The following is a 14,626-nucleotide window of genomic DNA, read 5'->3' on the forward strand; positions in this document are numbered from 1 at the left end:
TGGCCATCATCGTCGTGGTGTGGGTGCCCTTGGCGATGCGGTGGCCCTCGGTGGCGTGGCAGTCGAGGCACGTCAGGCCGGCCGCCGCGTGCACGTCCCAGTCGGGCGTGAAGGGCGTGCCGCGCTTGCTGCCCGGATGCAGCACGCGGGGGCGGTCGGCACCCCTGGCGGTCAGGCTCGGGGCGAACTCCGCGTGGCCGTTCTCGATGTAGACGTCGCCACCCAGGTTGTGCTGGTGGCAGCGCAGGCAGGCGCCGGTGGTGGGCGTGGTGACGGCCAGGGCGGCGCGCAGGCCGCGGTCCTGGCCCCAGCGCGTGCGGCCGTTCGCGTCGCGCACGACCTGCTTGCGGTCCATGTCGTAGAGCGGACTGTGGCAGATGAGGCAGTCGATGGCGTCGCGCTCGGCGGCGAGGGTCAGGTACAGGGGCATCATCTCGCCGAGGGGCGCCTGGTACTGGCCGCCGATGTGGCACTGCCCGCAGCCCTCGCTCAGGGTGTCGCCGCCGGCGGTGACGACCAGCTCCGCCCAGGCCGTCATGGCGAACGAGCCGGGCTTGGGACAGGGACGGTTCAGCTTGCCCATGGGGAAGTCGTCGGCGAGCTCGCCGTTGAAGCCGTACACGTTCGGGTGCTGCGTGGTGAAGAAGCGGTAGTGGGCCGAGCCGAGCAGATTCGCCATGAGGCCCTCGGCGTGGGCGGCGCCGTCCGGTCCGGCCCAGGCGACCTCGGCGTGGCAGCCGAGACAGGTCGCCGGCCCGGCGTAGGCGCGCAGGCCGGCGTCGGCGAAGTAGTCCACGTGGTCGGCGCGGAACCCGTCCGCGACGGCGGCGTCCCGCACCTCGGCCGCGAGGGCGTCGAATGCCGCCGCATCGACGGCCACGGTCGCGTGGGGGATCCGGCCGGGCCGGCAGTCGGCCGGGAGCATGGCGTTGATGAGGTGGGACCAGCGGCCGGCGGCGAGGAGCGCCATGCCGAGCACGAGGACGGCGACGACGACGCGGCGTCGGGGACGGCGGGCAGCCGGCATGATCGGGCCTCCGCGGGGAGATCAGGGGACTGAGACGCTCTGTTCAAGATCGCGCCGCGGTGTCCGGCGGGTCAAGGAAAACCCCCGTTGAACGGGGTTCTCAACGGGCGGCCGTGACCGTCGGCGGCGGCTCAGAAGTGCGCGTTGATCCCCGGCAGCCACTGCAGGCCGCGCGGGTTGTTGCCCGCGTGGTTCAGCAGGCCGATCTGGACGCCGTGGAGGCTGTCGGTGCTGTTGAACAGCCCGATCGTCAGACCGCGCGTGGTGCGGGTGCGCGTGTAGGCGCCGGTGCCGAAGCCGCGCAGGTGGTCGCTGGACAGGTACGCCAGGGACAGCCCGGCGCCGTCGATGGTGTCGGCGCCGATGCCGCCGCCTACGAAGAGGCCCTGCAACCGGTTGCCGCCGATGCCGACGCCGCCGATCACGAGGCCGGTCATGTCGTCGCCCCCGACCCCGATGCCGCCGATGGCGACGCCCGTCACGTCGTCGCCGCCGACGCCGACGCCGCCGACGAACAGCCCGGTCATCTCGTTGCCGCCGATGCCGACGCCGCCGACGAAGAGGCCGGTCATGTCGTCGCCGCCGACGCCGACGCCGCCCACGGCGAGGCCTGTCATCTCGTCGCCGCCGACCCCGATGCCGCCCACGGCGATCCCCGTGATGTCGTCGGCGCCGACGCCCAGTCCGCCCAGCACGAGGCCGGTGACGTCGTCGGCGCCGATGCCCAGGCCGCCGACGAAGATGCCGGAAAGGTCGTCGGCGCCGATCCCGAGGCCGCCGATCCCGAGGCCGCTCATGTCGTCGGCCCCGATGCCGATGCCGCCGACGGCGATGCCGTCGATGTCCCCGGCGCCGATGCCGATGCCGGCCAGCACGAGACCGGTGGTGGCGGCCGCCCGATGGCCGATCAGGTTCAGGGACAGCCCGGTGTAGCGCGCGTCCCCGTTGCGGCGGGGCACGCCCAGGGTGAGGTTGACCCCGGTGACCGATCCGACCTCGCGGTCGGAGAAGTTCAGGCGCAGCCCGGAGAATCGGGGCAGGTTGCCGAAGCCGAGGCCGCCCTGGGAACTGGGCAGGCCCACGCCGCCGGCCCGCGCCGCGGGGGCGGCGACCGCGAGCAGGGCGCCGAGGGCGAGGGGCATCGCGATTCGCTTCATGGGGCATCCTTTCACCGGAAGGGTTCGGGGCCAAGGACGCACGGACGCCGGGGAAGTTACATGCCCGGCGCGCGGGCGGCCCTGCGGCAGCGGACCTAGCTTGTCCGGGATCGCGATCCCCCGCCACCGCCGCCACCGAAAGGACCGCCATGCCGGACATCGCCACCCATCCCGCCGGCACCTTCTGCTACGCCGAACTGGCCAGCACCGACCCGACGGCCTCGGGCGAATTCTACACCGCCCTGTTCGGCTGGGGCCGCAACGACCAGGACATGGGCGCCTATGGCATCTACACCCAGTTCCTGCTGCGCGACCGGGTCGTCGCCGCCCAGTTCCGCCTGCCGGACGACCAGCCCGTGCCCACCCACTGGTGCCAGTACGTCTCGGTGCCGGACGCCGATGCGACCACACGGCAGGCGGTCGACCTCGGCGCCGAGATCCTCATGGGGCCGCTGGACGTAATGGACTACGGCCGCATGACCATCCTCAACGATCCGCAGGGAGCCAAGATCAACCTCTGGCAGCCCCGCGCCAACATCGGCGTGGGCGTGCTCGACGAGCCGGGCGCCATGTGCTGGAACGAGCTGATGTCCCCGGACCCGGCCGCCTCGACGGGCTTCTACGGCGCCCTCTTCGGCTGGGGCACCGAGAGCATGGACCTGGGGGAGATGGGCACCTACACCGTCTGGACCCGCGGCGCCGAGGAGCGCGCGGGCGGCGGCATGGTGGCGATCACCGCGGCCATGAAGGACGTGCCGCCCAACTGGCTCATCTACTTCCAGGTCGCCGATCCGGCGGCCGTCGCCGCCCGGGCGGGCGAGCTCGGCGGAGCCGTCGTCGTGCCGCCGACCGACATCCCGGGGGCGGGACGGTTCGCCGTCCTGTCCGATCCGGCGGGCGGCGTGTTCGGCATCTACCTGTCGCGGCGTTGAGCGGTCGCCCCGGTTGCCGAACCGGCGCACCGCGACTAACCTTGTCGGCTCGTGACCAAGGCGGCGCCCGGTGGCCGGGCGCCGCACCCTGATCGCGGCGGGGACAGGCCCCGCCGCTTGCGTGGGAGGGATCCTCTTGAAGAACCGTATCCTGCCGGGCCTGCTGCTCGGTCTCCTGATCCTGGCGGTCGCCGGCTGCGGCGGCGGCGAGAAGCAGTCCACCACCGAGGCCGCGCCCGTGCTGAAGTTCACGGCCATCCCCGACCAGAACACCACCGAACTGGCCCAGCGCTTCGCGCCCCTCGCCACCTACCTGTCCGGCCAGCTGGGCGTGCCGGTCGAGTACGTGCCCGCCCGCGACTACCAGGCCTCGGTCGAGATGTTCCGCAACGGCGACATCCAGTTCGCCTGGTACGGCGGCCTGACCGGCGTGCAGGCCCGCGCGGCGGTGCCCGGCGCCCGGGCCATCGCCCAGGGCGATGCCGATCCCCACTACTACTCCTACTTCATCGCCAACGCGTCGACGGGCCTCGAGGCCTCCGACGACTTCCCGCTGGGCATCGGCGCCCACACCTTCACCTTCGGCTCGGAGAGCTCGACCTCGGGCCGTCTCATGCCGGAGTTCTTCATCCGCCAGGCCTCGGGCAAGGCCCCGGCCGATTTCTTCCAGGAGCCCTTCGGCTTCTCCGGCAGCCACGACAAGACCTGCGAGATGGTCGAGGCCGGACGCTTCGCCGTCGGCGTGGTGAACTACAAGGTCTACGACCGTCGCGTGGCCGACGGCACCACCGATCCCGCCGTGTGCAAGGTCATCTGGCGCACGCCCGAGTACGCCGACTACAACTTCACGGCCCATCCGGATCTGGAGACGACCTTCGGCGCCGGCTTCACCGACAAGCTGCAGCAGGCGCTGGTGGGCATCACCGACCCGCAGCTGCTCGCGGCGCTGCCCCGCGACAAGCTCATCCCGGCCCGCAACGAGGAGTTCGACGGCATCGCCGCCGTCGCCCGCGACCTCGGCATGCTGCGCTAGGATGGACGCACCGGTGGCCAGGGGCGGCTTCCGCCTCGAGAACGTGACGGTGCGCTACGCCGAAGTGCCCGCCCTGGACGACGTCTCCCTGGACGTCGCCCCGGGCGAGCGCGTGGCCCTGATCGGGCCCAGCGGGGCGGGCAAGACCACGCTGCTCCGTCTGCTGAACGGCGGCGCGGTGCCGGCGCACGGCCGCGTTCTCGTCGATGCCGGCGACCTGGCCACCCTGCGGGGCGACACCCTGCGCCGCCACCGGGCCGACGTGGGCTTCGTGCACCAGGACCTGCGTCTGGTGCCGAACCTGCGCGTCTCCCAGAACGTGCTGGCCGGACGCCTCGGCCGGGTCGGCTTCGCCGGTGCGCTGCGCCTGCTGCTGCGCCCGGACGGCGCCGCCCGCGAGCGCGTGCACGCCCTCCTCGAACGGGTCGGCGTGGGCGAGTACATGTTCCAGCGGGTCGATCGCCTCTCCGGCGGCCAGGCCCAGCGCGTGGCCATCGCCCGCGCCCTCTTCCAGGATCCGCTCCTGCTGCTGGCCGACGAACCGGTGGCCAGCGTCGACCCCGCGCGGGCCGAGAACCTGCTGGCCCTGCTGAGCGAACTCGGCCGCGAGCACGGCCTGACGGTCGTGGTCAGCCTCCACAATCCCGACCTGGCCCGCCGCCACTTCGACCGCCTGGTCGGCCTGCGCGCCGGGCGGGTCGTGTTCGACGCCCCGGGCGCCGCCGTCGACGCCGACCGGCTCGACGATCTCTACCGGCTGGAGCGCGACCATGAGCTTTGAACGGCGTCTGGAGCCCCGGGGGGGCTCCGCGCGGCGTGACGGGCCGGGGTCGCGCCTGGGGTCCTTCGCCACGGGGGGCCTGATCCTCGCGGCCCTCGTGCTCGCCGCCCTGTGGTCGGCGTGGCGCCTCCAGCTCGATCCCGCCGATCTCCTGCCCGATCGCGGCGGCCTGCGCCTGGCCGGCGAGTTCTTCGGCCGGGCCCTGCGTCCGGCGCTCCACTTCCAGAGCGACTGGGGCGCGGCGGGCGGCGACTCGCTGCTGCGCCAGGCCCTGCGGGCGGCGGGTGCCACGGTGGTCTTCGCCGCCACCGCCCTGTCGGTGGCCGTGGTGGGCGGCTTCGTCCTCGGTTTCCTCGGTTCGACGCGCCTTATGGGACGCCGCCTGGCGCCCGTCGTGGCCGTGGTGCGCGTGCTGGCCAACGTGCTGCGCTCGGTGCACGAGCTCATCTGGGCGGTGCTCCTGCTGGCGGCCCTGGGCCACGGGCCGGGCGTCGCCGTGGCCGCCATCGCGCTGCCCTACACGGGGGTGCTGGCCAAGATCTTCGGCGAGCTCATCGACGAGACCCCGACCGACGCGGCCGACGCCCTGGGCCTGGCCGGCGCCCCGCCCGCCGCGCGCTTCGCCGTAGGGATCCTGCCCCGGGCCCTGCCCGACATGCTCGCCTACACGTTCTACCGCTTCGAGTGCGCCCTGCGCTCGTCGGCGGTGCTCGGCTTCTTCGGCTTCCCCACCCTCGGCTACCACCTGGCCGCCTCCTTCGAGAACCTCTACTACGGCGAGGTGTGGACGTACCTGTACGTGCTGCTCGTGCTCGTGCTCGTGGTCGACTGGTGGAGCGGGCGTCTGCGGCGGGAGCTCGTCTCGTGAGGGCGGCCGCCGGCAGCCGGCGCGGCACGGTGGCGCGCCTGCACCGGGCGCGGCCGCGACGTCCGTTCGTGCGGGTGAGCGTGGGGGCGCTGCTCCTGATCGTCGTCGTCAGCTGGCTGGCGGGGGGCTTCGATCCCGGGCATGGCTTGAGCGAGCGCCAGCAGGCCAACGCGACCCGTTTCCTCGGCGAGCTGCGGCCGTGGCCGCTGCAGCAGCCGGATGCCCCTGCGGGTCTGGGCGAACGGCTCGGTGTCGCATCGGCCTGGGCCGGGGAGCTGTGGCGCGACCGCGGCCGGGACGCGGCCGTCCGCACCCTGGCCATGAGCATCGTCGCCATCGTGCTGGCGGGCGGCGCCGGCGCCCTGCTCAGTCTCGGCGCGGCCCGCAACTTCGCCGCGCCGCAGCCCTTCCTGGCCGACGGCCGTTCGCCGGCGCGCACCGCGCGGCTGGCCTGGCGCGGGGTCGTCGCCGTGACGCGCGGCCTCCTGACCGGCCTGCGCTCGCTGCCGGAGTACGTGTGGGCGTTCCTGCTCCTGTCCCTGCTCGGCCCCACCGCCTGGCCCCTGGTCCTGGCCCTCGCCCTGCACAACGCCGGTATCCTGGGCAAGCTGGGGGCCGACGTCGTCGAGAACGTCGACGCCCCGGCCCCGGCCGCCCTGCGCGGCCTCGGCGCCGGCCGGCTGGCCATCGCCTTCGCCGCGCTGGTGCCCCTGTCGCTGCCGCGCTTCCTGCTCTTCTTCTTCTACCGCTGGGAAACCTGCGTGCGCGAGGCGACGGTGCTCGGCATGCTCGGCATCGGGTCGCTCGGCTTCTGGATCGTCGACGCCCGGGCGCGCACCGCCTCCGACGAGATGTTCTTCTTCGTCGTGTGCGGCATCGGGCTGGTCTTCGTGGGGGATCTGGTCTCGGGCGTGGTGCGGCACCTGCTCCGGCGGGCCTGAGCCCATCACCCGCCGCTTGGGCGGGCGAACGAAAGCGGGACCCGTGGGGGCCCGCCTCGTCGTTCGTCGTGGTCGTCGGCCGGCCGCTAGCGGAAGTCCGCCTTGAGGGAACCCCAGCTGCGATACAGGTCGTCGGACACCGCGCCGCAGTCGGCGATGTGGTTGCCGAGTCCGCTGAAGGTGTCGACCGGCGCGAAGGTCCACTCGTCGCAGGGATCGAAGGGGTCGTCGGGCGTGGTGTCGCCGCTGCAGATGCTGCTCAGGCGGCGCAGGGTGTGGTTCGCCGTGTCGCCTTCGCTGCAGCTCCAGAAGCTGCCCGGGTCTTCGCCCACGCGGCCGAAGCTGTCGATGACGACGGTGCCGCCGAACATGAGCACCACGGCGTCGTCGCCGTTGAAGTTGATGTTGGCGTTGGCCTGGTCGCCGAGGGCGAGCAGCCCGGCGTCGGAGAGGGTGTTGACGATGACGAACGCATCGCCGGGGCCGAGATCGACCGCGTCGAGGGCGATGGACGTGGACGTCGTCGCCCCGTTGGAGAAGCGCTCGATCGTGTAGCCGCCGAGGTTGATGACGTCCTCGGTGCCGTTGTAGATCTCGAGCGCCTTGTTGTTCCCCGAACCCTCCACGTACTCGGAGAGCAGGAGGTCGGTCGTCTGCCCGACGGCCGCGGTGGCGCCGCAGGCCAGGCAGAGAAGAACGATCAGCGTGAGCTTGGACATCATGGCACTCCTGTTCCGCCGGACCAGGGGACCGGCACCAAGGCTTGCCCGGACCGAGGCCCGCGTTTCGGGCTCGGGGGCGATGCGCAGATTATATCAAATCGCACCCCGTCCTGTCAATGAATCGCCCCGGAAAACCCCCGAAAATGCGCGTTTTTCCAGATTTTGCAGTTTCGGTACTTTTCCGCACGCCCGCAGCGGACCGCCGCCGTCAGTTCCGCCAGCCCATGGCTTTCCAGAGGCGGGCGGCGGTGTCCTGCAGCAACCGCGCCTCCACGGGCGGGGCGTCGCCGGCCCGGTACACGGCCCGGCCCCCGACCACGACCGTGTGGATGTCCCACGGGTGGAAGTCGAAGAGCAGGTGGTTCAGCCAGGTGTCGGCCGTCAGCGGCGTCTTCTGGAAGTTCTCCAGGATGACGAAGTCGGCGGGCGCCCCGCGGTCGAGGCTGCCGAAGGGTTCGCCGAAGATCTCGCGGGCCAGGCGGTAGTTGCCCAGCCAGAAGCGGGCGGCGCCGTCGAAGCCCATGGGGCCGCGGCCGCCCTCGTTGCCCCGGAAGTAGCTCGTGCGCAGCTCGCCCCAGAGGTTGTTGTCCAGGCCGTCGGTGCCCACGGCGCAGTTCGCCGGAAAGCGGTCGATGGGCGCGCGGCCCACCCCGTTGGTCATGTTCGAGCGCCCGCAGTGCACCAGCCAGACGCCCTTCTCCTCGAGCAGCTGCATGTCCAGGGGACTCAGGTCGACGCCGTGGGCGAAGACGCTGCCCGGACGCACCAGACCGAAGGCGGCCAGCCGATCGAGGGGGTCGCGCCAGCCGCGGTCGTGGCTCACTTCGCGGTCGGTGGTGCCTTCGGCCAGGTGGATGTGCAGGCCCGCGTCCATGCGGCTGCACAGGCCGGCGAGCAGTTCGAGGGTGCGTTCCTCGAGGGTGAAGCTGGCGTGGGCGCCGACCAGGCCGCGGAAGCGGGGCACGCCCTCGGCGCGGGGGGCGTCGAGCAGCTTCTGCAGGTAGCGCTCGTTCTCCTGCAGGGCCATGTCGCGCTGGCCCTTGCCGCCGCGGTCGGTGACCTCGTAGCAGAGGCAACCGCGCAGGCCGACCTCGCCGAGGCTCTCCTCGATGCGGTCGAGGGCGCCGCCGACGGCCGACATGCTCGCGTGGTGGTCGAAGACCAGCGTGGTCCCGCAGCGCACGGCGTCCCAGGCGCCCGCCAGGGCGCTCAGGCGCACCGCCTGGGCGTCGAGCGCCCGGTCGAGCTTCCACCAGACCTCGGTCAGGATGTCGGTGTAGGTGGTCAGGGGCACCGCGGGCTGGGGCATGCCCGCCGCCAGGCTCATGTAGAGGTGCCCATGGGCGTTGATGTTGCCCGGCATCACCGTCACGTCGGCCAGTTCGAGCACCTCTTCGTCCGGGCCGGCGGCCAGGCCGGGGCCGCGCTCGACGATGCGCTCGCCGGCCACCCGCAGGTCGGTGACCTCGACGCGGGGGGCGGCCGCGGCGTCCATGGCGACGGGAAAATAGTCCAGGACGGTGGCGTTCTTCAGGAGCATGCGGCTCACGGGAGGGCCTCCGGATCACGTTCGGGTGGGGCGCGCGGCAGGGCGCGGCGTCCGTCAAATCTAGCACATGAAAGGCGCGGGGGAAGGGAAATCGGGCCGTCCGGACCGGGGCCGCCGCGCCGACGGCGGCGACGCGCCGGCCCGGGTCCGGGGACGCCGCGTCAGGGGCCGGCGCTGTCGGCGGGGGCCGCGCGCCCGGCTTCGCGGGCCTCGTGCCAGGCACGGATGTCGCGCAGGCGGCGTCGGTAGCGGTAGGGCTCGTCGAAGGGCACCGGCGGCGCCACGGCCGCGGCCGCGAGCACGGCAGCCGCCTCGTCGGGCAGTCCGTTGTCGCCATAGTGGTTCACCGTCTCCACGGCGAAGCCTCCCCGGATCAGCAGCACCGAGTAGTTCTTCCCGTTCAGGAAGACGTAGCCCAGGGTGCGGCCGTAGGGATCGGTCTCGGCCGCCCGCAGCAGTTCGATCCGTTCGGCGGCGGCGAAGGCCCCGGCCCCGAAGGCGGCGGCCTCGGGTCCGAGCAGTTGGTCGTGGGGCTGTCCCCACTGGGGGTGGGCCACCTCGGGCGTGTCGATGCCGAGGATGCGCACGCGCTCGACGTCGCCGTCGGGCCAGCGGATGGTGACGGTGTCGCCGTCACCGACTTCGACGAGTCCGGGATCGACGGACACGCGCTCGCCGTGGGGGCGCGACTGGGCACGGTCCTCGGCGGCGTGGGCGTTCGAGGCGGCCGCGATCGCGATGGCGATCGCCAGCAGGCAGGCCGCCGGGACGATGCCGCGACGGGGCGCGAGCGACAGGGTGCGGATGGTCATGGTCTCCTCCGGAGGTGGCGGCCCGTCGGGGCCGGATGGTGGCCGTGCGCCCCAGCCTCGCCGATGCGCCGTCCCGGCGCCAGCACGAAGTGCGGTGGGGCCCGGACGACACGGGCCCGCCCCGAAGGGCGGGCCCGTTCCCGTCCGCGCGCGTCGCCGCGGCCTACTCGGCCTGCAGCTCCGCCAGGGGCTTGAAGATGTTCGCCATGGCGTACTCGGTGACGACCCACACGGTCGGATCGCCCTCGCGCTGCATGAACGTGCCCGCCGGAGCCCCTTCGACGGCCTCGCGGTCGGCGCCGAAACGCAGCGTCACCGTCGTGCCGTCCTGCAGGTGGAGCTCGGCCCGCCGCCCGGGCGCGTCGAGCCCGTAGGTCGCCGGGTCAGCCGCCGGATCCACCAGGTCGGTGGCCCGGATGACGGCCAGCGAATTCAGCACGGCGTCGACCTTCGTCTTGGCCAGGGCCGGCCCGTCGCCCGCGGTGGCGCGCCACTCCCAGGTCAGTCGGTCGACCTCGGGCGCGGCCTGCACGGAGTCCGGCGCGTCCGCCGCCGGCGGCACCACGGCGAACTCCTTGCTCAGGTCCCAGGCGAAGTCGGATCCGGTGACGACCAGGCGGTCCACGTCGTTCCGGTCGAGCTGCACGGCCTGCAGCTCGAGGAAGTAGCGGTTGCCCGGCTTCTCCGGCTCGCCGTAGATGCCCAGCTGCGACAGGACGTTCTTCTGGCTCACGTACACCGCGTCGCTGCCGGGCCGGCGCACGAAGTTGCCCGGGAAGCGCTCGGGTTTGCCGCCCACGTCCAGGGCCAGCACGGTCGCTCCGGCGGCATCCAGGCAGCGCACCCGGACCGCGCGCTCGTCCAGCAGGTAGTCGGGCAGCACCGCGGCGCTGTCCGAGCGGAACTCGCCGGTCAGGCCCTGCAGGTTGCGCACCAGGCCCTCGACGCGTTCGGGGTTGGCGGCGGCGCCCCAGGCGCTGGCCACGACCCATCCCTCGGGATCCTTCTCGAGCACGACGGCCTCGTCGTCGTCGCCCTGGCCGAGGGTGATGCGGGTCAGCTGCTCGGCCGTGACGCCGGCGGGCAGCAACTCGACCACCGACGAGCGGCTCGTCTCCTGCCGGTGTCCCGAGCGCTGGGCCAGGTTGACCCCGAGCAGCACCACCAGGACGATGCCCAGGATCACCAGGTTCTTGGTCTTGATCATCGCTCGCCTCCTCTCAGTGCTGCGCGCCGGAGCGCTGGGACCGGGCGCGGTAGGCGGCGGCGTCCCGGCGCCGGATGCCGGCCCGGACGAATCCGAACACGGCGAGGGCCACCGGCACGAGCAGCACCGCGAAGATGCGCCACATGAGCTTCTCGTTGGCCTCGACCGGCCGGATCACGCGCTGCGTGAGCGTCTTGGCGCGGATCGACAGCAGCTCGCGGCTGCCCGCGAGGTAGTCGACCGCGTTGAGCAGCAGCAGGGCGTTCTGGGAGGCGGCGATGATGTTGTCGTCGAACATCTTCGCGCTGCCCAGGAGCACCAGCTTGCCCGGCTGCGGAACCACCGGGGCCGCGTCGGCATCGGGCCCGGCGGCGGCCGCGGCCGCCGGATCCTCGCCCTCGGCACTCGGCCACGCCGGCACCTCGCGGTCGGCGAAGGCGTCCGGGAACACGCCCTCCACGAGCACCGCCAGGGGCTGGGGACCCAGCATCTGCTTGCCCGCGGGATCGATCATCGTGCTCAGGATCGGCCCCGGGGCGAACGCCTCCTGCCAGCAGTTGGGGCTGCTGTGCATGAGCTCGGTCGTCGCCAGGCTCGCGGCGGCGAGCTTCGTGGCGTCCAGCTCGATGGGCGTGCCCCAGAGGTAGAACAGCGCCCCGATGCGGTTGACGAGGGCCGAGTCCTGGTCCATCTGGGTCTCGGTGACCCGGATCTGCATGGGGACCTTCACCGGCTCGCGCATCTGCACGCGCAGGCCGCCGAGATTCTGCTCCCGCGGCAGGTCGATCGTCTCCATGGACGAGTCGAAGAAGTGGTCCTCGCTCACCGTGAGGCCGAAGGCGGCCAGCATGGGCTCGAGGCCCGTGTCGAGGGGCTGGCCGCTGATGGTCCAGCCGCCGCCCTGGGCCGGGCTGTAGCCGTACTCGTGGGGCTGCACGGCCATGACCACCGGCGTGCCGCGGCGCAGCACCCGGTTGATCTCGTACACCTGCCGCTCGTTCATGGGCGCCATGCCCATGACGATCAGGGCGTCGATGTCCTCCGGGATCGGCGAGGTCGCGGTGATGTCCACCGGCACGGCCTCGTAGTGCCCCTGCCCGAGCAGCTCGGCGACGCGCCCGAACTGCTCCTGCGGCGGGGGCGGCTGCATGCCCTGCTGCAGGTACATCATGGCCAGCTGCTGGTCGATGTCCTTCTTCGGGCCGAAGACCGCCACCCGCGGGGTCTTCTCCCGGGTCAGGCGCTGCACCGGCCCGATGATGTCCTGCTCGAGGCCGGCCAGGCTCTGGGGCAGCAGCTGGGGGATCACCTCCTCGGGCTTGTCCTTGTAGGCGATCGTCATGGCCGACCAGATCAGCTTCACGCCGATCTCGTCCTTGTCGATGGACTGCACCTGGAACGGCCGGATGCCCTTGGCGGCCAGGTTGTTCTGCATCTCCTCGTCGTCCTGCGGGTAGTGCACGGCGAACTCGAGCATGCCGTCCGCGACTTCCTCGAAGTTGCGCATCTGCTCGGTGATGTCGCGCTCGAGGGTGCGCAGCTGGGTCGGCATCTTGTCGCCGGGGGTGATGTACAGCTTCACCTGCACCGGCACCTGCAGGCCCTCGAGGATCTCGACGGCCGCGGGCGACATGGTGAACAGGCGGTCGCTGGTCATGTCGACGCGGGCGCCGTGCCAGTTGTCGAACATGCTCACGGCGAAGAAGGCGATGAACGCCAGCAGCACGGCGGCCGCGGCGAACGTCAGGCGGAATTTCTGGCGGTTGCTGTTCATGCTAGTACTTCCTCCCTTCCAGCCACAGGGCGTTGAGGGTCAGGAAGACCGCGGTCAGGCCCAGGAAGTAGGCCAGGTCGCCCAGGGCGATCACCCCGCGCAGCATCATGTCGAAGTGGTCGGCCAGGCCGAGGTAGTGCTGCAGCAGCGAGCCGAGGCCCGGCACCCAGCCGTCGATGGTGGCCGAGACGCTGGGCACGCCCAGGATGAAGACCAGGAAGCAGGCCATGATGCCGAGGATCACGGCCGAGATCTGGTCGCGCATGAGGCCGCTGGTGAACATGCCCACCGCGAGGTAGAGCGCGCCGAGGAGCGTGGCCCCGATGTAGCCCGAGAGCATGGCCCCCGTGTCGGGGTTGCCCAGGGCGCCGACCATGATCGGCAGGGGCAGCGTGCCCAGCAGGGCCACCAGGTAGAAGGCCAGGGCGGCCAGGTACTTGCCCAGCATGACGTCGCGCGTGGGCATGGGCAGCGTCATCAGCAGCTCGAAGGTGCCGGTGCGCTTGTCCTCGGCCCACAGCCGCATGCTCACGGCGGGGATGAAGAAGATCAGGAAGATGGGCAGGTTCCCGAAGAAGCCGCGCAGGTCGGCGGCGCCCGAGAGGAAGAAGCCCGTCATGTAGAGCCCCGAATTCAGCACCAGGAAGGCGATGATGAAGATGTAGGCGATGGGGCTGTTGAAGTACGAGCCGAACTCGCGGCGGAAGATGGTCATGGCATTGGACATCTACGCCACCCCCTTCCGGGCGGCCTCGCGGGCCTCGCGGGCGCGGCGCGTCAGGGCGATGAAGGTGTCCTCGAGGCTGAAGGTGGCCTCGTGCAGCTCGGTCAGCTCCCAGCCCTTCTCGCGGGCGAGGCGGTCGATGGCGCCGACCAGATCGCGGTCGAAGGGCCCGCGCACCTCGAAGCGGCAGCCGTCCGGCTCGCCCGCCGGCCGCAGCAGGGGCGCGACCCCGGTCACCTCGGCCAGGCCGCGCAGGTCGGTCTCGACCGCGTCGGCGAACTGGCGGGCGCCCACGCGGACGCGGTTGCTGCCCATGGCCTCGCGGGCCAGGCCGTGCACGTCGCCGTCGGCGATGATGCCGCCCTCGTTGATGATCACCACGCGGCCCGTGACCGGGCTCACCTCCTGCAGGATGTGGGTCGAGAAGATGATCGTCTTCTGCCCGGCGAGGCTCTTGATCAGCTCGCGGATGCCCAGGATCTGCAGGGGGTCGAGGCCGCTGGTGGGCTCGTCGAGGATGAGGATCTCCGGGTCGTGGATCAGCGCCTGGGCCAGGCCGGTGCGCTGCTTGTAGCCCTTGGAGAGCTCGCCGATGGTCTTCTTGAATTCGGTCACGAGGCCGCAGGCCTCGACGCACCAGTCGAGCCGGCTCGCGAGCCGGGCGCCGCGCAGGCCGCGGGCCTCGCCCACGAAGCGCAGGTACTCGTGCACGTTCATGTCCAGGTACAGCGGCACGTTCTCGGGCAGGTAGCCGATGCGGTGGCGCACCGCGAGGGGGTCCTTGAGGACGTCGATCCCATCCACCGTGACCGAGCCCGCGTCCGGGGCCAGGAAGGTGGTGATGATCTTCATGGTCGTGCTCTTGCCGGCGCCGTTGGGGCCCAGGAAGCCCAGGATCTCGCCTTTGTCGATCCGGAAGCTGACGTCGTCGAGCGCGCGCATGGTCCCGAAGGATTTCGTGATGCCACGAACTTCGATCATGGCGAAGTCTCCTCAGGGTTTGGCGGTTCAGGGGTTCGGAAAGCACACAAAAGAGCGCCCAATATAAGCGCAAAGGGGCCCAATGCGGCAACGGGTGAAAAGTTCCGGGGAAAATCGG

The 14,626-nt window shown here is 71.8% G+C and carries 14 protein-coding genes; 5 read left to right on the plus strand and 9 right to left on the minus strand.

The window, feature by feature from the left end; translation table 11 throughout:
• Both KDM41_05070 and KDM41_05075 read right to left on the minus strand, forming a co-directional pair.
• The coding region (locus KDM41_05070) for a hypothetical protein (protein MCB1182783.1) at positions 1 to 1,027 on the minus strand (1,027 nt) is incomplete at its 3' end.
• Positions 1,028 to 1,158: 131 nt separating this feature from the next.
• Positions 1,159 to 2,184 (minus strand): hypothetical protein, encoded by a 1,026-nt coding sequence (locus KDM41_05075; protein ID MCB1182784.1) that lies wholly within the window; start codon positions 2,182 to 2,184, stop codon positions 1,159 to 1,161.
• A 149-nt stretch (positions 2,185 to 2,333) separates the two neighbouring features.
• On the opposite strand from KDM41_05075, the gene KDM41_05080 reads away from it, so the two are divergent.
• The 5 genes from KDM41_05080 (at position 2,334) to KDM41_05100 (ending at position 6,739) form a co-directional block, all read left to right on the plus strand.
• Positions 2,334 to 3,116 (plus strand): VOC family protein, encoded by a 783-nt coding sequence (locus KDM41_05080; protein ID MCB1182785.1) that lies wholly within the window; start codon positions 2,334 to 2,336, stop codon positions 3,114 to 3,116.
• 175 nt (positions 3,117 to 3,291) lie between these two features.
• Positions 3,292 to 4,149, plus strand: coding sequence for a putative selenate ABC transporter substrate-binding protein (locus KDM41_05085; GenBank protein MCB1182786.1), 858 nt, complete (start codon positions 3,292 to 3,294; stop codon positions 4,147 to 4,149).
• 1 nt (position 4,150) lies between these two features.
• Complete coding sequence (locus KDM41_05090; protein ID MCB1182787.1) at positions 4,151 to 4,930, plus strand: phosphonate ABC transporter ATP-binding protein; 780 nt, start codon at positions 4,151 to 4,153, stop codon at positions 4,928 to 4,930.
• Positions 4,920 to 5,798, plus strand: a complete 879-nt coding sequence (locus KDM41_05095; protein MCB1182788.1) for an ABC transporter permease subunit — start codon at positions 4,920 to 4,922, stop codon at positions 5,796 to 5,798. The genes KDM41_05090 and KDM41_05095 overlap by 11 nt, the downstream gene beginning before the upstream one ends.
• Complete coding sequence (locus KDM41_05100; protein ID MCB1182789.1) at positions 5,795 to 6,739, plus strand: ABC transporter permease subunit; 945 nt, start codon at positions 5,795 to 5,797, stop codon at positions 6,737 to 6,739. The genes KDM41_05095 and KDM41_05100 overlap by 4 nt, the downstream gene beginning before the upstream one ends.
• A gap of 86 nt (positions 6,740 to 6,825) precedes the next feature.
• Here the strand turns inward: KDM41_05100 and KDM41_05105 are convergent, their stop codons facing one another.
• From KDM41_05105 to KDM41_05135, 7 genes are all read right to left on the minus strand, one after another.
• Positions 6,826 to 7,461 (minus strand): lamin tail domain-containing protein, encoded by a 636-nt coding sequence (locus KDM41_05105; GenBank protein MCB1182790.1) that lies wholly within the window; start codon positions 7,459 to 7,461, stop codon positions 6,826 to 6,828.
• 208 nt (positions 7,462 to 7,669) lie between these two features.
• Positions 7,670 to 9,010, minus strand: coding sequence for an amidohydrolase family protein (locus KDM41_05110; protein ID MCB1182791.1), 1,341 nt, complete (start codon positions 9,008 to 9,010; stop codon positions 7,670 to 7,672).
• Between the two features lie 161 nt (positions 9,011 to 9,171).
• Positions 9,172 to 9,822, minus strand: a complete 651-nt coding sequence (locus KDM41_05115; protein MCB1182792.1) for a thermonuclease family protein — start codon at positions 9,820 to 9,822, stop codon at positions 9,172 to 9,174.
• 163 nt (positions 9,823 to 9,985) lie between these two features.
• Positions 9,986 to 11,029: a DUF4340 domain-containing protein gene (locus KDM41_05120; protein ID MCB1182793.1), complete on the minus strand. Its 1,044-nt coding sequence runs from the start codon at positions 11,027 to 11,029 to the stop codon at positions 9,986 to 9,988.
• Positions 11,030 to 11,042: 13 nt separating this feature from the next.
• Positions 11,043 to 12,803: a GldG family protein gene (locus KDM41_05125; protein MCB1182794.1), complete on the minus strand. Its 1,761-nt coding sequence runs from the start codon at positions 12,801 to 12,803 to the stop codon at positions 11,043 to 11,045.
• A gap of 1 nt (position 12,804) precedes the next feature.
• On the minus strand, positions 12,805 to 13,530 hold the full coding sequence (locus tag KDM41_05130; protein ID MCB1182795.1) for an ABC transporter permease: 726 nt from the start codon (positions 13,528 to 13,530) through the stop codon (positions 12,805 to 12,807).
• The gene (locus KDM41_05135) at positions 13,531 to 14,508 is read right to left on the minus strand and encodes an ATP-binding cassette domain-containing protein (GenBank protein ID MCB1182796.1); all 978 of its coding nucleotides are present in this window, start codon (positions 14,506 to 14,508) and stop codon (positions 13,531 to 13,533) included.
• Positions 14,509 to 14,626: the final 118 nt, after the last annotated feature.

The sequence above is a fragment of the bacterium genome (assembly GCA_020440705.1).
In the GTDB taxonomy this organism is placed as follows: Bacteria; Krumholzibacteriota; Krumholzibacteriia; order LZORAL124-64-63; family LZORAL124-64-63; genus JAGRNP01.